Source organism: Sutcliffiella horikoshii (assembly GCF_002157855.1).
Taxonomy (GTDB): Bacteria; Bacillota; Bacilli; order Bacillales; family Bacillaceae_I; genus Sutcliffiella_A; species Sutcliffiella_A horikoshii_C.
Genome location: NZ_CP020880.1, coordinates 3,125,009 through 3,146,235 on the forward strand (window position 1 = coordinate 3,125,009; position 21,227 = coordinate 3,146,235).

The window sequence follows — 21,227 nt, forward strand, 5'->3', positions numbered from 1 at the left end:
TTATGTATCCTCCCTTTTAAAATATTGCAGGATTTCTTCTAGCAGACCGTCCATTGTATACTCAGATGGACTGATTGCCACATGTATTCCCGCCTTTTCGGCAGCATTTCTTGTTATCGGCCCAATGGTTGCTACTGGACCATCTGGCAGTCCGAATAATTCCAAAAAGTTATGTACGGTAGAAGGGCTGGTAAACGTGTATAGGTCAACCTTTCCCTCTTTTACCCATTTCCATTCCTTTTCCTCTGGTACTCGAATCACGTTTTCATATACGACTATCTGCTTAACATTGTACCCTATTCTACTAAGTTCTTCACGCAAAAGGGGTCGTGCAAGGTTGCCCTGTATGAGCAAGATAGAACTTACTTTTTCTTTTTTAAAACTCTCTATTAGATCTTCGGCTGAAAAACGTTTCGGTACTAGGTCCACATTAAAACCGAGTGACTCTAATGCTTGTTTTGTTTTTACTCCTACCACCGCAACCTTGTTTGGCAAAGGGCCTTGATAAAGTTCAAAGAAATACTTCACCCCGTTTACACTTGTAAACACAATCCATTCAAAGTCTGCTATATTGAATTCAATATCCGATATGACATCTTCAGAATCAGAAACATGCTGAAATTGAATAAGAGGGACTTCAAGCGAGGTCCCTCCGAGTGCTGCAATCTGCTTAGAAAAATACCTTGCCTGCTCTTTGCTTCTTGTAATAAGAATGCGTTTATCGGCTAAAGGCAAAGTACGATCCATTACTGATCCAGCTCCTTTTTCACATCATCAATTAATTTCTTTCCACCTTGCGCAGTAAGACTCTCCGCAGCTTCCAATCCTACCTTTACAGGGTCTGTTCCCGTGATTCTCTCTTTATATAAAACAGAACCATCTGGAGCACCTACAAGGACAGTCAAGGTGATGTTGTCATCCTGGCCAACAGAAGCAAATCCTGCAATTGGCACCTGGCATCCGCCTTCCATTTTATGAAGAAACGCACGCTCTGCAATGACTGCTTTATGTGTCACAGAATCTGTGAATAATGCTAAAGTCTCAAGCAGCTCTGCGTCATCTTCTCGGCATTCAATGGAAAGAGCACCTTGACCTACAGCCGGCAAACACAGATCTTCATCAAGGAATTCGGTCACAACATCTTTTGACCAGCCCATTCGTGCAAGTCCTGCTGCTGCTAAAATAATTGCATCATAGTCTTCGTTTTGAAGCTTTGCAAGGCGTGTATCAATATTTCCGCGAATCCATTTAATTTCTAAGTCCGGACGTTTTGCAAGGAGCTGTGCACCACGGCGCAGGCTGCTTGTTCCCACAATTGAGCCGCTCGGCAGATCAGCAAATTTCACATGATCCTTAGAGATGAACGCATCGCGGTGATCTTCACGGAATGGGATGCATCCGATCGTCAAACCTTCTGGTAAAACAGCGGGCATATCTTTCATACTGTGGACAGCCATGTCAATATCTTTATCTAGCATCGCTTGTTCGATCTCTTTTACAAAAAGACCTTTTCCTCCAACCTTAGATAAGGTTACATCAAGAATTTGGTCTCCCTTTGTTACAATTTCCTTTACTTCAAAATCGAATGGCGCACCTAATGCCTTCAATTGATCGATGACCCAGTTCGTTTGGGTTAAAGCAAGCTTACTTCTTCTAGAACCTACAATTATTTTTCTCATATTTCCTCCTTACCCAATGCCAATGGGATTCCTATTTCCTATAAAATCCAAAAATGAAAATTTGATAATCTACCGAACAGGAAAAAGTTGATGAGGACGACAAGAAACGCTGCGATATTCCAACTCGCAATAGCCTTCCCGCTAATTCCTTTGGCAAGTCTTTGATAAAAATAATAACTGTATGCGGTAATGACAATGAAAGAGCCTATCACTTTCATGTCATACCATTGAAATTCGGACAGTTTCACAGACGCCCAAATGCTTCCTAAAATTAATGACAGCAATAACATCGGTACTCCAATTACATTCAATACATAGGACATATGATCAAGTTTCGCCAAATCCTGAATGCGTAATAACCGCTTGCCCCACTTTTTCTCCTTTAACAGTCTATATTGAATGACATATAGCAAGGAAAAAGCGAAGGATAAGGAAAAGGCTCCATATGATAGAATCGCCATTGTGATATGTATGATGAGTAATTCAGATACCAATGCTTGTGCGACCACTTGTGATTCATGCTGTATGGGAGTGAATGTGTGTAATGCCAATACTAGAAATCCAATAACATTTGTAAAAAATACGATGAAATCAACTCGTAAAATTTTATTAATGACGAGCGAAAAGGTAATCAAAACCCACGTATAGAAATACATTCCTTCATAAAGCGTCAAAATTGGAAATCTTCCGGTATCAAGCATCCGTAAAAATAAGAAAACCGTTTGCAATACCCATACAATTGCAAGTAACCAGAAGGCTGTTTTATTTGCCTTCTGGTTATGTTGAAGAAAATCAATGAAATATAAGAGTACGCTTAAGGCATAAAGAAGAATCGTTAATTCATACAGCCTTGCGATTGTCATCTCTAGCATAGTTAACAGCCTCTCTTACGACCTGTATGTCGCAGCTTGAGGAAGCGGAATTCCTACCGGAGCAGAGGAACTCTTCTCCTTTTTCACAGTATAGTACTGTGTTTGAACTTCTTGTTGAACCGCCTCTTCAATATTAAAGATTTTAGTGAACAGTTCTAGAGATTCTTTTGCGTCAGATTCTGCTGAAAGTTCTTTCGCACGTAAAATTGGGTCACGTAGCATCTGATTGATGATGCTTTTCGTATGTTTATTTAAGACCTTAATCTCACGTTCTGAAAGATGAGGAAGTTTTCGTTGGATACTTTGCATCGTTTCGGATTGAATATCCAACGCCTTTTGACGTAATGCGGAAATGACCGGGACCACACCTAGTGTGTTCAACCAGTACTTAAATTCCACGATTTCCTCTTCTATGAACAGTTCAATCTCATCTGCCGCTTTTTTGCGTTCTGCCAAGTTGGCATTGACAATTCCCTCGAGATCATCAATATCGTATAAGAAGACGCTCTCTAGCTTATCCAGTTCTGGGTCCAAATCACGTGGAACCGCAATATCCACCATGAAGAGTGGACGGCCTTTTCTCATACGCTCGACATAGGTCATATCGTCTTTGGTTAGTACATAGTCTTTGGCACCGGTAGAAGAGATCAGAATATCCGCTTCTACCAACGCACAGGAAAGCTCCTGCATGGACTTTGCCTGGCCTGCGAAACGATTCGCCAGGTTTGTTGCTTTTTCCAAGGTACGGTTGATGACCGTTACCTTTTCTACCCCGTTGCTGTGAAGATTCTGGACGGCGAGTTCTCCCATTTTCCCTGCGCCTAAAATTAATACATGCTTGTTTTTTAAATCCCCAAAAATCTTTTTCGCAAGCTCCACTGCTGCATAGCTGACAGAAACGGCGTTAGATCCGATATCTGTTTCAGAATGTGCGCGTTTAGCTAAAGTGATAGCTTGTTTAAATAATTGATTAAAAATGGTTCCAACCGTTTTATGTTCTTGTGCGGCAAGAAAACTTGTACGAATTTGACCAAGGATTTGTGTTTCCCCAAGCACCATGGAATCCAATCCACAGGAGACCCGGTACAAATGCTCGATTGCCCCGTCATGTTCGTATATGTTCAAGTAAGGAGAAAACTCTTCCTTGTCTAGACCGAACCAATCTGCAAGGAAAGCTTTAATATAATAACGTCCAGTATGCAACTGATCGACTACTGCATAGACTTCCGTGCGGTTGCAGGTAGAAACAATGATGTTTTCCAAGATGGACTTTTGGTCCTTCAGAGCTACCATTGCTTTATTCAGATCAGCTGGATTAAATGTCAATTTTTCACGTATTTCAACAGGGGCCGTTTTATAATTAACACCGACTACTATGATATGCACTTGTTCGTACACCCCCACAAAAAATAATATCATCTACTAAAATTATAACATGACTAATGCTAGATACTTTTGTTAAAATGTGAACAAATAGTTTCCAATTAAGTAATTAGGATACATGAAAATATAGCGTTTTCATGGTTTCTCTTAGTTATATGTTACAAACATTACAATTCTTTTATTCACCAACTTGTACATTAACAGAATTTCATTGTAGAATCAAGGTTTCAGCCTCGATCTTAAGGAGGAAAATATGAAGAAAAATAGCTTTCTGCCTGGTTTGCTTTTATTATTTTTTGGTGCATATTTCCTGTTACAACAATTAAACATTGTGTTGTGGGAAGGGATGCTGCACTGGTCTACCATCCTCGTTATTACAGGAATTGCACTTTTATTACAAGCTTATAAACAGAGTGACTATCCTAATATCCTTCCCGGCTTTATTTTGTTGGGGATTGGGTTGCATTTTCAGTTGAAAGACATAGTTGCTGCCTGGCCCGATCATTTCGCGGTGATTATCTTGATTATTGGGATTGGCTTTATTCTTCGTTCGCAAAAGACGAAGGGCGGCATGTTTGAGGGAGTCTTGTTGTGCATTCTTGCCAGTTTCTTTCTTTTCTATGATACGTTTATGGAGATGCTGGGTGTTGTAGAGACTGGTTTTGCTAGTTTACATACTTTTTGGCCTGTTTTGTTGATTTTGCTTGGTGCGTTTTTTGTTTTTAAGAAGAAATAAGGGAAGACCTACAAGCAATGGAGTGTTATTCCGTTGTTGTAGGTCTTTTTTGTTTCATGGTTATTGTTTTGACGCCGCTGGTGATTTCCGCAAACGGCCAAAAATCATCCCTGTACTCCCTGTTTCCTTTCGCTCCAGGTGTTCGCTTTCCGCGGGACGGTGCTTGAGCCTCCTCACTTCGTTGCGGGGACTCAAGCTACCGTTATCCCCCCGCCGGAGTCTCACACCTTGCACTCCAGGAAACAGGGGAAATCTGAATCACCAAATTGATTACTGGTTACAGAACTGCTTCTAGGAAGTCTCTTGTTCGTTGGTTTTTTGGGTTATTGAAGAGGTCCTGTGGGGGGCCTTCTTCGACGATTTTGCCGTCGTGCATATAGATGACACGGTCGGCGACTTCTTGTGCGAATCCCATTTCGTGGGTGACGACCACCATGGTCATGCCTTCTTCGGCGAGTTCTTTCATTGTTTTTAGCACTTCTCCCACCAATTCTGGGTCAAGGGCGGATGTTGGTTCGTCAAACAGCATCACTTCAGGCCTCATGGCAAGGGCACGGGCAATTGCCACACGCTGCTTTTGCCCTCCTGAGAGTTTTTCAGGATAAACATTCTCTTTGTCTGACAAGCCTACTTTTGCCAAAAGGTCGGATGCAATTTTTCTGGCTTCCTCTTTTTTCAGCTTCTCGACCTGGACAGGAGCTTCCATAACATTCTCCAAAACTGTTTTGTGAGGGAAAAGATGAAAATGCTGAAACACCATGCCGACTTTTTGACGGACTTTATTTAAATTGTCTTTTTCTACTTCCACTTCCTTGCCATCTATGACCACGGTGCCGCTATCCTTCATTTCAAGGAAATTCAAGCAGCGCAGAATCGTACTTTTACCGGATCCGCTGGCACCAATCAGGCAGACAACTTCTTTATTTTTAACAGTCAAAGATATATCTTTTAAAACATGTAGGTCCCCGAACGATTTATTTAAATTTACGACTTCTATTTTATTACTCATTACCCCTACCTCCTATCTATCACTAGCTGAGAATTTACGTTCTAACAGATTAACAAATATTCCGATCAATCCTACAAGGAATAAGTAGTAAACAGAAACTACCAACAAGTACGTCATATAGTCAAAGCTGTTTGCACCTTGTGTTTGCGCTACATTGAACAGTTCGTAGAAACCGATGAATGCCGCTAAGGATGAATCTTTTAAACAGATGATAAACTGATTTCCAAGTGGCGGCAGCGCCCTTCTGAATGCCTGTGGCAAAATAATTCTTCTCATCGCCAAATTGCGGGTCATACCCAATGAGCGTCCTGCTTCCATTTGTCCTTTGTCAATCGATTGAATAGTTCCACGAAATATCTCGGCAATATAGGCACCATTATGGAAGGCCAGCGCCAATGTGACGGACCAGAATGCAGTGATTCCCATCTGCACCAATCCATAGTAGAAAACAAAGATTTGAACAATCAACGGTGTTCCCCGTACAAGGTATATGTAAGTATTGGCGATCCATTCAAGTACTTTAATCTTGGATATTTTAAGGAAGGCGAAAAATAAGCCTACGAAAAGTGCAATAACAATTGAAATGGCTGTAATTTGAAGGGTTTTTAACATCCCTCTTAAAAACATGTCGTATGAACTGAAAAAAACATCGATAAAATGTGCTAAACTGGGCATACTTTGCTTCACTCCCTTATGCTGTTGTGTGCTATTAGTGGTGGATAAAGCTGATAAAAAATGTGTGGTGAGTGAACACCACACATTTCAGAGACAGGATTGATTATTCTAGTTCGGTATTACTCACCCGGGTCTGAAGTAATGTCTTCACCAAAGTACTTTTCACTTATCTCTTTCAATTTTCCGTTATCACGTAAAGTTTCAAGCGCTTCATTAATCGCTTCCAGTAAAGCTTCATTTCCTTTGGCTACGGCCACAGCCTGTTCACTGCGATCCAATAGTTCACGTGCCTCCAGTTCCATTCCGGAGCCGATTGCTTCACGACCGGTAACAAAATCTGTTACCACTGCATCATGGCGGCCATTGTTAAGTGCCTCTAACGCAACAACGTCGCTATCATAGTTTACGATATTATCAGATACACCCTCCACTAAATCCGCATAAGTGGATCCTCTGGAAACGGCAATTTCCACTCCCTCTAAATCATCCATTGTTTGGATGTCACTGTCAGGACGTACAAATATCTGGGCCCCAGAATAATAATACGGTGTGGAGAAGTCCACTTCTTTTAATCTCTCTTCCGTTATGGTATGACTCGCAACCGCCGCATCAAAGCGGCCATTCTTTACTCCTTCAACAATACTCGCAAATGTGTACTTTTCCTGCTCTGGTTCCAACCCAAGCTCAGCCGCAATAGCTTCTCCGACTTCAATATCAAAACCGGTCATGTTTCCGGAACCGTCTGTAACACTAAATGGCGCAAATTCTCCTGAAGAAGCAAATATAAACTTGTCTTCCTTTACTAATTCGTACCCTTCACTTGTTGTCGTTTTACCACCGCATGCTGCCAGAATGGTAGACAACAAAAATAACGTGACTAACAATACCCTTTTTTTCAATTTCCAAAATCCCCCTTAGTGTCCATTTTTTTCGTCTCCCTTTTATGTTAACAATTACGGAAAACTACCACAAATAAGCTCAGTAATCATATTTGAGAATTATTCTGTAAATTCTAACTTCAGAAGACCTGACTACCTGTGTATCTTATGTATACGCGGAATTACTCCTTGTACATTCTATTCCCTAATGCTTCACACTAATAAACATATTTTTCGAAATTTTTTACACTTTTTAAAAACAAAAAAATAGATTCCACAGCCTTTATCATGTAAGCTATGAAATCTATTCTATTTATTAATCCTTTGATAAAATAAGCATTATTCTTTCTATCACTTCTTCCCCTGTGAGTGTTGTTTCTCCCCCACCTTGGACGAAGTCTTCTCTGCCGCCTCCCTTTCCGTTTATGAATGCAAAGACTTCTTTGGCAATGAACTTCAAATCGAGATCAGTCTCGCTTCCCCTAGCCCCAACAAATTGCAGCTTGCCTGTATTTTCTGCTATAAGGAACACGTTGAGGTCCTCTCTAGTAGAAACTAATTTTCGCGCCATACTTTGAAGTTCTGCCATTTCCCTATTTTGAAGGACAGATTTTATTATTGACCGACCTGAAACTAATTCGCTTTGAGAAACAAGAGCAGCTACCTCGTATTCTAGAAGCTTTCCTTTCATGTCTTTTAGCTCTTTTGCCTGTTCTTTACTCTGGCCCAACATTCTTGTGACCGCATCACTCATCCCATTTTGAGGAGCGTTTAATAGGGAGGACAATTCTGATAGTACCTGCTGTTTTTCATGAAGTTGTTTTAACACTCGATTTCCTGCAACAAAGGATACACGGATCATGTTCTTTTGTTTTTCTAACGATAGAATCTTAAGGGAAGCTACTCCTCCTGTTGAATGAGGGTGTGTTCCTCCACATCCGTTATAGTCAAAGTCCGGGATGATGACGAGGCGGATATTTTCCGATACGGATAGCTCTTTTCTTAATGGATAGTCTGAGAGTTCTTCCTTTGTGACCCACTTGGCCTCTATCTTGCGGTTTTCAAGAATAATTTTATTTACAAGTGTTTCAGCCTCCAGAAATTCCTGTTCCGTCAACCCTGTGGTATCAAGATCAATGGTGGACACGTCTTTCCCCAGATGAAAACTTTTCGTTTTATAGGAAAATAGCTCTTCAAAAGCTGCTGATAAAAGATGCTGCCCTGCATGTTGCTGCATATGGTCATATCGTCTTTCCCAATCGATAGTTCCTTTGACAACCTTTATGCTTTCGGGAAGCGGTTGCCCCAGGTAATGCCTTATTTCTCCGTTGATTTCTTGCACTTCGAGGACTTTATGTTCATTCAGTGTTCCCGTGTCATATGGCTGTCCGCCGCCTTCAGGGTAAAATGCAGTTTGTTCTAAAACGGCATACCATTTTCCAGATTCGTCTTGTGATTGCTTTGATAATGTGGTGGTGAATGTCTGTATGAAAGGGTCTTGGTAAAACAACTTTTCCATCTATATCACTCCTGGCTTTAAACTAAAAAACTGCGTTCAGAGGATTTCTCCCTCTGATTCGCAGTTTTAGTATTACTTCATTCTTTTTTGCAACATGCCCCAGACTTCATCTTTTCCTTGTCCTGTTTCGGAGGAGAAGAGGATTAATTCGTCTTCTTTATCCATACCAAGGGTTTCTTTTATAACTTTTAAGTGCTTTTGCCATTTCCCTTTAGGGATTTTATCGGCTTTGGTCGCAATGACGACTACTGGAAGCTCGTAATGCTTCAGGTACTCATACATCGTGACATCATCCTTGGATGGCGGATGGCGAAGGTCCACTATTTGCAGGACCGCACGTAGCTGCTCTCTGCTTGTCAAATAGGTTTCCATCATTCTTCCCCATGCATCACGCTCGGATTTCGGGACTTTCGCAAATCCATAACCAGGTACATCGACGAAATGCAACATTTCATTGATCAGGTAAAAGTTCAATGTTTGTGTTTTTCCTGGTTTGGAGGATGTTCTTGCAAGGTTCTTACGGTTGATCATCTTATTAATGAAAGATGATTTTCCTACATTCGAACGACCCGCCAAGGCGAATTCTGGTAGTAGCTCACTTGGGTATTGTTCTGGTTTAACGGCACTTATGACTATTTCTGCTTGTGTTACTTTCATTTTTTCTCTCCTGCTAATGCGTGTTCTAACACTTGATCTAAATGTGATACTAAAACAAACGTTAAATCTTTTCGCACACTTTCTGGAATATCATCCAAATCTTTTTCATTCTCTTTAGGTAGTATAACCTTTTTTAAGCCGGCGCGGTGTGCACTCAGTGATTTTTCTTTTAATCCGCCGATAGGAAGCACACGCCCTCTTAACGTTATTTCACCTGTCATTCCAACATCTCTTCTGACCGGTCTGCCTGTTAATGCTGAGATCAAGGCAGTGGCCATCGTAATCCCGGCGGATGGACCGTCTTTTGGAACAGCACCTTCTGGGACATGTATATGGATATCATTTTTCTCATTGAAATCCGGGTCAATATTTAGTTCATCTGCTCTGGAACGGATAAAACTGAATGCTGCATGTGCAGACTCTTTCATCACATCCCCAAGTTTACCGGTCAACATAAGTTTTCCTTTACCTGGTGATAGAGATACTTCAATTGATAATGTATCGCCACCAACAGTTGTATAGGCAAGGCCTGTTGCGACACCAACCTGGTCTTCCTCTTCCGCCTGTCCATAACGAAATTTAGGTTTTCCAAGGAAATCGGCAAGGTTTTTATCTGTGATGACGACCCTTTTCTTTTCACCGGAAACGATAAGTTTGGCTGCTTTTCTGCAAATGGAAGCAAGTTGTCTTTCTAAACTACGCACTCCTGCTTCACGGGTATGGTGACGGATGATGGACATTAGTGCCTCATCTCTAATTTGCAGAAGATTCTTCTGTAAACCATGCTCCTTAGCCTGACGTGGCAGCAGATGGTCTTTTCCGATGTTTAACTTTTCTATTTCTGTGTAACCTGCAATTGTGATAATTTCCATTCTGTCTCGTAACGGCCCAGGAATGGTTGCCAAATTGTTTGCGGTTGCGATGAACATGACATTAGAAAGGTCATACGGTTCTTCGATATAGTGGTCACTGAAATTAAAGTTCTGTTCAGGGTCCAATACTTCCAATAATGCAGAAGATGGATCTCCCCTGAAATCATTAGACATTTTATCAATTTCATCTAAAAGGAATACCGGATTGATGGTTCCCGCTTTTTTCATGCCTTGAATGATTCGTCCCGGCATTGCTCCCACATAGGTTCTTCTATGACCGCGGATTTCCGACTCATCCCGAACTCCACCAAGGGAGACGCGGACAAATTTACGATCCAGTGATTTTGCGATCGAACGTGCCAGAGAGGTTTTACCCACACCAGGAGGTCCTGCTAAACAAAGAATTGGGCCTTTTAAGGACTTTGTCAGTTGTTGAACAGCCAGGTATTCCAGCACGCGTTCTTTCACTTTTTCCAGTCCAAAGTGATCCTCGTTAAGAATTTCTTCCGCTCTGATAATATTCAATTGGTCTTCAGTTGCTTCCGTCCATGGAAGGTTCATTAGCCAGTCAATATAGTTGCGAATAACAGAGCTTTCTGCAGAACTGGATGGAATTTTTTCATAGCGGTCGATTTCCTTTAATGCGGTCTTTTTCACATTTTCCGGCATTCCGATCTTTTCAAGTTTCTCTTTCAGATCCTCAATTTCGCCGCCTTTTCCTTCTTTATCCCCAAGCTCTTTCTGGATTGCTTTCATCTGTTCGCGTAGATAATATTCCTTTTGGGTACGTTCCATGGAACGCTTCACACGCAGACCGATTTTCTTCTCGAGCTGCAGTACTTCTTTTTCATTGTTTACATGCTTGATTACTTTGTTCAAACGCTCTTTCACATCTCGTGTTTCCAAGATATCCTGTTTTTCTTTCATGTTCACAGGCAAGTGAGAAGTAATGATATCTGCCATTCTTCCAGGCTCTGTTATATCTGAAACAGTATGATATGTTTCGATTGTTGTTTTCTTGGAGAGCTTTGTGTATGTATGGAAATAGTCCAGCAAAGTTCTCATCAAGGCTTCATCTTCCGGGTCTTTCTCTTCTGTATCCGGATAGGTCAAAAGTTTGGCTTCCCAGTGTGTATCTTTTTCAATGAACTCTTCAATTTTCGCACGTTCCAGCCCTTCTACCAGGACGCGGACCGTACCATTTGGAAGCTTTAACATTTGTTTTACTTTTGTTAAAGTACCCCAAGTATATAGGTCTTCTTTTGCAGGATTGTCGGTTCCTACTTCTTTCTGTGTAGAAAGAACGACAATATCATCCCCAAGCATTGCTTGTTCTAACGCTTCTATTGACTTTTCCCTTCCGACATCCAAATGTAAAACCATTGTCGGAAAAACCATCAGTCCTCTTAAAGGCAATAATGGAACATGATATTCCTTATTTGTTGCCATGGTAACACCCCCGTACGCTCTTCCTTTATGTATCTTTGTTCAATTCTATCCTAATTAAATTGCCCTGTCTAATTAAAGAGACAGTTTAACCTGCAAAAGAAGGGTTGTTCTATTATCTTTTACAAGTTTGCCATCGTTAATAAAGAAACGGTAGTAAAAATTTTACCTTTTTCAAGACTTGAGTGCAATAAGTAAGCCTTAGTGTATGTAAAACAGGCAGACCGTCACAAGGCCTGCCCACCATTTACATGGATTCTGTTTTTGGAATGCTGATTGGTGCGTTTAAAATGCTTTCTACGTTTGTTTCAGTAATCTTTTCTCTAAGTAAGGTAAGATCGAGAACCTCTTGAAACTCTTTTACCGGAATGACTTCAATACCGTCAATATCTTTAATAATCGATTGCATATTATCAGCTGGAATGATGACCCTCTTTGCACCAGCCTGTTTTGCCGCTTTTATTTTCGGAATGACACCACCAATTGGTTTCACTGTTCCGTGGATGCTGATTTCTCCTGTCATTGCGACAAGATTGCTGACTGGAATTTTGAAAATAGCAGAATAGATTCCAGTTGCCATTGCAATCCCTGCAGAAGGTCCGTCAATTGGAATCCCCCCAGGAAAATTGACATGGATATCGTAATCAGCAGCAGGAACTCCCAGTTTTCTTAATACGGTAATAACGTTCTCGATAGAGCCTTTCGCCATACTCTTTCTGCGAATGGATTTGCCACCTTGATTACCCATGCTTTCTTCTTCCACGATACCTGTGATATTAACAGTGCCTTTTTTCTCTTCGGTAGGGATCGCGGTCACTTCTATCTCAAGAAGAGCGCCAGAGTTCGGACCGAATACCGCCAAGCCGTTGACAAGTCCAGGTTGTGCCGCTTCTTTAATTTTGTTTTCGTATTTCGGTGCCAATTGACTGGAGTGTATCACCCATTCAATGTCAGCCACCTTTACAGTATCTCGGTCTTCTGTGATAGCCAGTCCACATGCAATCTGCATCATGTTTACCACTTCTCGCCCGTTTCTTGTATATGAGGCAAGGAGGGTAATACCTTCTTCTTCGACCAGCATATTGATTTTAGAAGCTGCATTTCTAGCCACAGCCTCCAGCTCCTCTTGATCTAATTCACGGAAAAAGACTTCCATACATCTAGATCTTATTGCAGGAGGAATTTCATTTGGCGTTCTTGTAGTTGCCCCAACAAGACGAAAATCTGCAGGCAGACCATTTTGGAAAATATCATGAATATGGGTTGGGATTTGGTTATTCTCTTCGCTATAGTATGCGCTGTCTAAGTATACCTTTCTGTCTTCTAACACTTTAAGTAATTTGTTCATCTGGATAGAATGAAGTTCACCAATTTCATCAATGAAAAGCATTCCTCCATGCGCGTGGGTTACAGCTCCTTGCTTTGGTTGCGGTATTCCTGCTTGGCCCATCGCTCCTGCACCTTGATAAATCGGATCATGCACAGAACCAATTAACGGATCTGCAATTCCTCTTTCATCAAATCTAGCAGTTGTAGCATCTAACTCGATAAAAACGGCAGAACCTCTGAATGGTGACTTTGGGTTCTTTTTTGCTTCTTCCAGAACAAGTCTTGCTGCAGCAGTTTTTCCTACTCCAGGAGGTCCGTAAATAATAACATGCTGCGGATTCGGCCCACAAATAGCAGCTTTTAAAGCCTTGATTCCATCTTCTTGTCCGACGATTTCTTTAAAGCTTGTTGGTCTAACTTTTTCTGCGAGCGGTTCCGATAAGGAAATACTTCTCATCTTTCTTAGTTGTTCCATTTCCTTTTTTGATTCTTTATCAATGGTTACTTTTTGCGTCCGTTGGTTTTTGAGCAGGTTCCAGAAATAAAGGCCGATGATGACCCCAAAGAAAAGCTGTATGAACAGTGCTATACCCGTGAAAGACATAGAAACCCTCCTGCATTCTTGATGTGATTATATGGTAGTATCTCCGTGGGATTGGGTAATAATCCAACAAAAAATATTTGGATAAAATAGGCTTCACACGAAAAGATTGGAGGGTATAACATAATTTTAGAAAAGGAATATATGAAACCTTTTAAGGGTTTCTTTCGTAAAAAAGGGAAAAGGAGGCAAAAAATATGATAGAACTTACCTTCACACTCCCACTACTTAAACATTCTGCTAAGCCAATACCCATACTTGACTCTCAAGGAAATCAAGTTGCATCTTTCAATCGAACATACAGAAAAAAGTGGGTGGAAGTAGTTTCCAAGCTACCTATCCCTATTCTATCGGAAGGGGTACAAGCTTTCTTTGAAAAAAAAGATTTAATTGGAGTTTCACATAATGGAGAAACGATAAAAGTAGAGGAGCGGCCATTTAAGGAAAACTTGTTTAAACCTAAATGGGATGTTACCCATACTAAAAATTCTGGAGAAGAAGAAACATATTTTTTTCAAGATATAACTAAAATAAAGACCCATGGCAGGTTTATATACAACAAAAACAATCGTCAATTCACCCTTGAAAAAAATTTAATGGATGGAACCACTTACATAAAAGAAGATGGGGTATTAATAACTGAAATCGCAAGGGTTAGATCCCTCCCAAGTCCAAGCTATATCATAAAATCTAAGGAAATGTGTCAAATCTCTTTATTAGAAATTGCAGTTCTTCATCAAATATGCCATCTTCAATTAAAGGATTAAACAAAAAAGCACTCTCCCTTTAAGGAAAGTGCTTTTTATTTGTAGTTTTTATTTATGCAGAAGTCTTCTCGTCTTGTTTCAACTCAGACCCATCATCTAAAATCAACTTCGGCGCCACATTGTCAGCAACCGTTTCAGCTGTAATCACACACTTCTTGATATCCTCACGAGAAGGAAGCTCATACATCACATCAAGCATAATTCCTTCAATGATAGATCTCAATCCACGCGCACCCGTTTTTCTCTCGATTGCTTTTTTCGCAATCTCAGTTAATGCACCTTCTTCAAACTCAAGTTCCACATTATCAAGATCAAGCATCTTTTGATATTGCTTCACAAGTGCATTCTTAGGCTTTGTAAGGATTTCAATTAGTGCATCCTCATCAAGTGGCATTAAGCTTGCTGTTACAGGAAGACGACCGATGAATTCCGGAATTAAACCGAAACGTAGTAAATCTTCCGGCAATACTTTGCCAAGCAATTCTTTTTGCTCTAGATCGTCCGCTTTCGTTTCCGCAGTACCGAAACCGATAACCTTCTTCCCTAGACGGCGTTTAATAATTTGCTCGATTCCGTCAAATGCTCCACCGCAAATGAATAGGATGTTCGTTGTATCGATTTGGATGAATTCTTGATGTGGGTGCTTACGTCCGCCTTGAGGAGGAACGCTTGCAACAGTACCTTCAAGAATTTTCAATAGCGCTTGCTGTACACCTTCACCAGATACATCACGAGTGATGGACGGATTTTCAGATTTACGCGCTACTTTATCAATTTCATCGATGTAGATGATTCCTTTTTCGGCTTTCTCCACATCATAATCAGCAGCTTGGATCAGCTTTAATAGGATGTTTTCTACATCTTCCCCAACATAACCAGCTTCTGTTAAGGAAGTCGCATCTGCAATCGCAAATGGTACATTCAGAATTCTTGCAAGTGTTTGAGCAAGAAGAGTTTTACCGCTACCAGTTGGTCCGATCATGGCAATATTACTCTTGGCTAGCTCGACATCATCAATCTTACTGTTGGAGTTAATACGCTTATAGTGGTTGTAAACCGCCACAGATAAAGATTTCTTCGCAGACTCCTGACCGATAACATATTCGTCCAAAATATCACGAATTTCTTTTGGTTTTGGAACGTCCTTAAATTCTACTTCTTCCTCTGTACCCAACTCTTCTTCTACGATTTCTGTACAAAGTTCAATACATTCATCACATATGTATACGCCTGGACCTGCTACAAGTTTACGAACTTGATCTTGTGTCTTTCCACAGAAAGAACACTTTAATTGTCCTTTTTCGTCATTAAATTTAAACAAATTGTTTCACCCCTTATCATTTCTCTCTTTTCCCATCCATCGGCTGGTTCCTAAAAAATGAGAAAAACTCATCACTTTTAAAAAATAGTTATGTACTGCATTTTACCACATTTTTGCCTAACATTTCTAATAATAATACTTTGGTTATGTATGGATATTTTAGAAGATGAGTCCGTACTATTGTATCCATGAATTCATTTTACTAACACAGGGATGAATGGAAAAAGCGGAAAACTTTGCTTTTAAAAAGGTCAAAATGGTACAAAACAAGGCACGATCAAGTCGCGCCTTGTCTCTTATACTCTATTATGCAACATCTTTGCTGTTTTCTACAAGGAAATCAATTGCTTTTCTGATTTTCAAATCTTCCTTAAGACCTTCAAGACTTCCTAATGCTTGCTTGATTTGGTCAACAGACATGTTGTACATGCCAGCCATTTTTTCGATTTCTTCGTTTGCTTCTTCATCAGTAACTTCGATGTTTTCAGCTTTAGAGATCGCTTCAAGCGTAAGGTTCATTTTCACACGCTTTTCAGCATCTTCTTTCATTTGAGTACGAAGAGCTTCTTCATCTTGGCCGGAGAACTGGAAGTAAAGCTCCATGTTCATACCTTGCATTTGAAGGCGTTGTTCGAATTCACGAACCATGCGGTCAGTTTCAGTTTTCACCATTGCTTCAGGGATTTCCACTTCTGCATTAGCAGCCGCTTTGTCCACTAGCGTGTCGCGTAGGTGGTTGTCAGCTTCTGTCTTCTTCGCTTCTTCTAGGCGAGCTTTCGTTTTTGCTTTAAGCTCTTCAAGCGTTTCAACTTCTTCATCTACATCTTTCGCGAACTCATCGTCAAGTGCAGGAAGTTCTTTTGTTTTGATTTCGTGTACAGTTACTTTGAAAACTGCAGGCTTTCCAGCAAGCTCTTCAGCATGGTACTCTTCAGGGAAAGAAACTTCTACTTCTTTCTCTGCTCCAGCTGCAAGACCTACTAATTGCTCTTCGAAACCTGGGATGAACGTGTTAGTACCAATTTCTAGAGAATAGTTCTCTGCTTTTCCGCCTTCGAATGCTTCGCCGTTAACGAATCCTTCAAAGTCCATAACAACAGTATCGCCGTTCTCTACAGTTCCTTCTTCTTTCACAGCAAGCTCAGCTTGACGCTCTTGAAGACCTTTCAGATCAGCTTCTACATCTTCGTCTGTAACGTTAGCGTCAAGACGCTCCACTTCTAATCCTTTGTACTCGCCAAGTTTAACTTCAGGCTTCACGATCACTTTAGCAGTGAAAACAAGTTTTTCGTTTTTAGCGATTGTTTCGATGTCGATTTCAGGTTGATCAACAGGCTCGATTCCAGTTTCAACAACTGCGTTAGAGTATGCAGTTGGAAGAATGATATCAAGAGCATCTTGGTATAAAGATTCTACACCAAAACGTTGTTCGAACATTCCACGAGGCATTTTCCCTTTACGGAAACCTGGTACATTTACTTTAGTAACTACTTTTTTGAATGCTGCGTCAAGACCTTTATTAACTGTTTCCGCATCAACTTCAACTGTTAATACGCCTTGATTACCTTCTAACTTTTCCCATTTAGCAGACATAATTTTCCCTCCAACATCTATTTTCAAAAAAGATAATGATTTTCACACTATCTAATCTGATGAACCACACATGGTGGTTGTTGTTTTCTACATTTTTGCTGCAAGTACACAGTCTTAAACACCCCTTATTACAAGAGGTTAATCTAAGAACCTATATCGTATATACAGTTTACAACCCTTACATTATAACATAATCCCAGATGAGTTCAACACATAGCCTCATAATCGTAAATATGAAAAATCTTCAAGCTTATTGATTTCACGTGTGACTGACTTAACTTCGAGAGTGGAAACGTCGTATTGTGCTGCAAGCTCTTCATCGCTTGCTTCCAAACCAAACAATTCCACCCCGGCATGGTGCAGTCCAGCAGCCCATACTTCCGGTTTATCGGGGGTGAATGCCAAAGGAAACTGAACTGTATGTATTCGGACTAACATCTCTTTTAAACCTTCAAAAAGAGAGGGATTATCACTTTCCACTGTATCTTCTAGTATAGAAATAATTTTATTTAAGAAAGGATCCTCTTCGCCACTTTTTAAGTTGGATGGAACAATGATGGTTCGTTGACCCATTTTACATACTTCTGTTTCCTTGTCCCAGCCTTGTTCAATCAGAAGGTGCACCAGGAAGGTTTTCAAAACGGGATGCTTGAGTTCATCCTTTAAGTATTTTTCAATTTCAGGAACTAGCGGACGAATGTTGCGGTGCTTCAACGATTGGATAAGTTCATATTGTTTTTGGACATTTCCTTCATGAAGCAAAAACAATTCATCCTCTTGGTCGTTATAATCTGGTTCCATTGATTCGTTTTCTTCTGAAGGAAGCATCTTTCTAGCAAACTCTAAAAGCTGATAGAAATTTTGCGCATATTGAGCAGGCAGCTTGTCTTCTTCAAGGATTGCTTCAATGGTCGTTTTGACTTCACCATACTCCTTTAATTGGATAAGAATTGTTATGTATATCTGAAGCACATGAAAATAATCGCCGATATCTTCTCGCAGCATTTTCTTGCAACGATTTCTCGCTTCTGTCAACTGGCCAAGTTCCATGTAGCAAACAACCATGCCAAGCTCTACTTCTGCATAAGCATACTCATTTTCACGGGCTTGTTCAAAAAGCTCCAAAGCCTCCGAGAACTTTTTTTCTTTCATGGTCTGCATGGCTTTTTCGAGCAGTCTTTGTTTTAAATTAGGGAACTCTACGATCTTTTTCTCTTTTCTCATATGTAGGTAGCCGTCCTATTTTTATTGTTGTGAAATATTTGAAACAAGTTTATCAATGATTAGAGGGGAGCACAAGCGAAAGGGTGGAGATTCGGAGCTGAAATAGTTCTATATGACCTTTTGTGTTTTTAGTAAAGAGCTTCGGGTGTATAGACTGCTTCTATTTGACCTTTGGACTTTCTTTCACGGCGCTTCGGGCGTATAGACCGCTTCTATTTGACCTATGGCGCTTCGGGATCATAGACCATTCCTAATCCCTCTATAAAAACTATACAACAAAAAACACCATGCCATCATTTTTATCAACACTCTTTTAGAAGAAGTGTTCATAAAAATGCACATAGTGTTTTTAAATAAGTGGCGTCCCAGGAGGGATTCGAACCCCCGACACACGCCTTAGAAGGGCGTTGCTCTATCCAGCTGAGCTACTGGGACATTATTAAAATAAATTCTTGCAATAGTTAATCTGTACTACCGTCGTCCCGATTTTGCTAGGAGTAAATCAGAGCCGTTTCAAAATCGGTACGCTGAAGCTTTTTCAGGAAGCGTATTCGATCGTGCTCTATCCAGCTGAGCTACTGGGACATTATAATAGATAATGTATTATGTACTCACCGATAAGAAATATTTACTAATTATCAGCAGCGACAAGATTTATTATATGAGATATATAAATTAAAGTCAACACTTTTTAAAAAACTTTTCTCAAATAATTTTCACTCACTTATTTTTTCTATTAAAGAGAGGGGAAGTCCCTCCCTTCTGTTACTTTTCAAAAGTATGGGAAGAAAGTTTTTCTCCCTTTTCATTATAGTAATGTACAAAATAACAGGAATCTTTTGCATCCAGTATAGCATAAGTTTTATTCCGTGTCATACGAGGAAGTTCAATGCTCCCGGGATTGATAAAGAGGATCCCATCCAAATATTCCACACCTGCAATATGTGAATGGCCGAAACATGCGATATTCGCATTTTCCTCTTCAACAGCGTATTTTAATGGCAATAAAGAAGATTTCACCTGATAAAGGTGACCGTGTGTAGCAAAAAGTCGTTGGTTGCCAATTTCCTTGGTTAATTGTTGAGGATAATCATCGTCAAAATCGCAGTTTCCCCTTACTCCATAAAAGCCTTTCATTTCTTCGCTTGTAGAAGGAAGTTCAGAATCACCACAATGGATGAAAAAATCCACTTCCCCTTGATGACGGGCCTTTATTTGCCGTAGCACCTCTGCTTGTCCGTGATTGTCACTAACAATTAAAACTTTCATGCTTCCACTCCTAGTTTTTGCGGGAGAGCATCTCCCACTGATTGGTTAATTGACTGATGGCATTTCCTCTGTGACTGATTTCACTTTTTTCCTCTTTAGATAGTTGGGCCATTGTCCTCTGTTTCTCATTCACATAGAAAATAGGATCATAGCCGAAGCCATTCTCCCCTATTGGCTCTTGAGAGATGGTTCCTTCACATGTCCCGCGAACAGTAAACTTTTCTCCTTCAGGATCCACTACCGCAAGGACACATACAAACCGTGCCGTACGCTTTTCATCCGGAACGCCCTTTATTCCATCAAGTACCTTTTGAATATTTTTTCTATCATCCTTTTCCATACCCGCATAACGTGCAGAGTACACACCCGGTTCACCATTTAATGCATCTACCTCCAGGCCAGAATCATCAGCGAGCACAATCTTCCCAAGGTGTGCTGACACCGCCTCTGCCTTCAACAATGCATTTTCTTCAAAAGTTGTACCTGTTTCCTCTACGTCATGTACTTCAGGAAAATCAGCAAGAGATTTCACTTGGAATCCTTTTGGTTCCAAAATCACTTTAAAATCCTTTACCTTTCCAGGGTTATTGGTCGCAATAATTATTTCCATCATCTTAATTTTCTCCTTTTCCTCTATCGATAATACTTTGTGCCAATGTTCCCAAAGCTTTCTTTTGTTCCTCTATCACATGTAAAATACCTTCTTCAGACAAGTCCAACAGTTCATTAAGCTGTTTTCTTGTAAAAGTTGCTTCTTCTCCCGTTCCTTGCAGTTCAACCAAATCCAAACCGCCGGTCATGATGACGTTCATATCCACTTGGGCAGTGGAATCTTCTATGTAGTTTAAATCAAGCAAGGCTTGGCCGTCTTTCATCACGCCAACGGATGTCGCTGCTAAAAAATCCGTAACAGGGAGACTTGCTATTTTCTTTGCTTCTACTAGTTTTTGAAAAGCTAGAACCATCGCCACAAAAGCTCCGGTGATAGACGCCGTTCTTGTACCCCCGTCCGCCTGAATGACATCACAGTCGATCCAAATTGTTTTTTCACCTATTTTATCCAGCTCTACAATCGAACGGAGAGCTCGACCGATTAACCGCTGAATTTCCATTGTTCTGCCGGTGACCTTGCCCTTCGTGGACTCCCGCATTGTTCTTTTTTCGGTTGCCCGTGGAAGCATGGAATACTCTGCTGTGATCCATCCTTTTCCTCCACCGCGCATAAAAGGGGGCACTCTGTCTTCTATCGTGGCAGAACAAATTACTTTCGTGTTGCCAACACTAATTAATACCGATCCTTCAGGATGTGTAATGTAGTCCGTAATTATTTCAATCGCTCTTAATTGATTTTGCTCTCTACCATCTGTTCTTGACATTCTTACTAGCTCCTTTTATCT

General features: G+C 40.6%; 19 protein-coding genes and 1 tRNA gene. 2 read left to right on the forward strand and 18 right to left on the reverse strand.

Annotated elements, in window-relative coordinates; translation table 11 throughout:
• The 4 genes from B4U37_RS16180 to hemA are packed head-to-tail and all read right to left on the reverse strand — an operon-like array spanning position 1 to position 3,937.
• Positions 1–747: a uroporphyrinogen-III synthase gene (locus tag B4U37_RS16180; protein WP_088019026.1), complete on the reverse strand. Its 747-nt coding sequence runs from the start codon at positions 745–747 to the stop codon at positions 1–3.
• A complete protein-coding gene (hemC, locus tag B4U37_RS16185; protein ID WP_088019027.1) occupies positions 747–1,679 on the reverse strand; it encodes a hydroxymethylbilane synthase in 933 nt (310 codons plus the stop codon). Before hemC ends, B4U37_RS16180 begins: the two co-directional genes overlap by 1 nt.
• 38 nt (positions 1,680–1,717) lie before the next feature.
• Positions 1,718–2,551, reverse strand: coding sequence for a cytochrome C assembly family protein (locus tag B4U37_RS16190; protein ID WP_088019028.1), 834 nt, complete (start codon positions 2,549–2,551; stop codon positions 1,718–1,720).
• 15 nt (positions 2,552–2,566) lie between these two features.
• Positions 2,567–3,937: a glutamyl-tRNA reductase gene (gene hemA / locus B4U37_RS16195; protein ID WP_010195813.1), complete on the reverse strand. Its 1,371-nt coding sequence runs from the start codon at positions 3,935–3,937 to the stop codon at positions 2,567–2,569.
• Positions 3,938–4,187: 250 nt separating this feature from the next.
• Here hemA and B4U37_RS16200 point away from each other — a divergent pair, with 250 nt between their 5' ends.
• Positions 4,188–4,670 carry a LiaF transmembrane domain-containing protein gene (locus tag B4U37_RS16200; protein WP_088019029.1) on the forward strand — a complete coding sequence of 161 codons (483 nt, stop codon included), beginning with the start codon at positions 4,188–4,190 and terminating at the stop codon, positions 4,668–4,670.
• 277 nt (positions 4,671–4,947) lie between these two features.
• On the opposite strand, the gene B4U37_RS16205 is transcribed toward B4U37_RS16200, so the two are convergent.
• From B4U37_RS16205 to lonB, 7 genes are all read right to left on the reverse strand, one after another.
• The gene (locus tag B4U37_RS16205; RefSeq protein ID WP_088019030.1) at positions 4,948–5,679 is read right to left on the reverse strand and encodes an amino acid ABC transporter ATP-binding protein; all 732 of its coding nucleotides are present in this window, start codon (positions 5,677–5,679) and stop codon (positions 4,948–4,950) included.
• A gap of 12 nt (positions 5,680–5,691) precedes the next feature.
• Positions 5,692–6,354, reverse strand: coding sequence for an amino acid ABC transporter permease (locus B4U37_RS16210; RefSeq protein WP_088019031.1), 663 nt, complete (start codon positions 6,352–6,354; stop codon positions 5,692–5,694).
• Between the two features lie 119 nt (positions 6,355–6,473).
• Positions 6,474–7,253, reverse strand: a complete 780-nt coding sequence (locus tag B4U37_RS16215) for a transporter substrate-binding domain-containing protein (RefSeq protein ID WP_088019032.1) — start codon at positions 7,251–7,253, stop codon at positions 6,474–6,476.
• A 295-nt stretch (positions 7,254–7,548) separates the two neighbouring features.
• Complete coding sequence (locus tag B4U37_RS16220; protein WP_088019033.1) at positions 7,549–8,751, reverse strand: alanyl-tRNA editing protein; 1,203 nt, start codon at positions 8,749–8,751, stop codon at positions 7,549–7,551.
• A gap of 72 nt (positions 8,752–8,823) precedes the next feature.
• A complete protein-coding gene (yihA, locus tag B4U37_RS16225; protein WP_088019034.1) occupies positions 8,824–9,408 on the reverse strand; it encodes a ribosome biogenesis GTP-binding protein YihA/YsxC in 585 nt (194 codons plus the stop codon).
• Positions 9,405–11,729, reverse strand: a complete 2,325-nt coding sequence (lon, locus tag B4U37_RS16230; protein ID WP_010195795.1) for an endopeptidase La — start codon at positions 11,727–11,729, stop codon at positions 9,405–9,407. Before lon ends, yihA begins: the two co-directional genes overlap by 4 nt.
• Before the next feature lie 244 nt (positions 11,730–11,973).
• Positions 11,974–13,659, reverse strand: coding sequence for an ATP-dependent protease LonB (gene lonB, locus B4U37_RS16235; RefSeq protein WP_088019035.1), 1,686 nt, complete (start codon positions 13,657–13,659; stop codon positions 11,974–11,976).
• Positions 13,660–13,853: 194 nt separating this feature from the next.
• On the opposite strand from lonB, the gene B4U37_RS16240 reads away from it, so the two are divergent.
• Complete coding sequence (locus B4U37_RS16240; protein ID WP_088019036.1) at positions 13,854–14,423, forward strand: tubby C-terminal domain-like protein; 570 nt, start codon at positions 13,854–13,856, stop codon at positions 14,421–14,423.
• Positions 14,424–14,475: 52 nt separating this feature from the next.
• Here B4U37_RS16240 and clpX read toward each other — a convergent pair whose 3' ends face one another.
• The 7 genes from clpX to rph form a co-directional block, all read right to left on the reverse strand.
• The gene (gene clpX, locus B4U37_RS16245) at positions 14,476–15,744 is read right to left on the reverse strand and encodes an ATP-dependent protease ATP-binding subunit ClpX (RefSeq protein WP_010195793.1); all 1,269 of its coding nucleotides are present in this window, start codon (positions 15,742–15,744) and stop codon (positions 14,476–14,478) included.
• A gap of 306 nt (positions 15,745–16,050) precedes the next feature.
• Positions 16,051–17,337, reverse strand: a complete 1,287-nt coding sequence (gene tig, locus B4U37_RS16250) for a trigger factor (RefSeq protein ID WP_088019037.1) — start codon at positions 17,335–17,337, stop codon at positions 16,051–16,053.
• Positions 17,338–17,556: 219 nt separating this feature from the next.
• Positions 17,557–18,561 (reverse strand): tetratricopeptide repeat protein, encoded by a 1,005-nt coding sequence (locus tag B4U37_RS16255; RefSeq protein WP_088019038.1) that lies wholly within the window; start codon positions 18,559–18,561, stop codon positions 17,557–17,559.
• Positions 18,562–18,919: 358 nt separating this feature from the next.
• Positions 18,920–18,996: transfer RNA gene (locus tag B4U37_RS16260), tRNA-Arg, on the reverse strand.
• Between the two features lie 330 nt (positions 18,997–19,326).
• Positions 19,327–19,830: a metallophosphoesterase gene (locus B4U37_RS16265; RefSeq protein WP_088019039.1), complete on the reverse strand. Its 504-nt coding sequence runs from the start codon at positions 19,828–19,830 to the stop codon at positions 19,327–19,329.
• Between the two features lie 10 nt (positions 19,831–19,840).
• Complete coding sequence (locus B4U37_RS16270) at positions 19,841–20,443, reverse strand: XTP/dITP diphosphatase (protein WP_088019040.1); 603 nt, start codon at positions 20,441–20,443, stop codon at positions 19,841–19,843.
• A 1-nt stretch (position 20,444) separates the two neighbouring features.
• Positions 20,445–21,206 carry a ribonuclease PH gene (gene rph / locus B4U37_RS16275; RefSeq protein ID WP_088019041.1) on the reverse strand — a complete coding sequence of 254 codons (762 nt, stop codon included), beginning with the start codon at positions 21,204–21,206 and terminating at the stop codon, positions 20,445–20,447.
• Positions 21,207–21,227 lie beyond the last annotated feature (21 nt).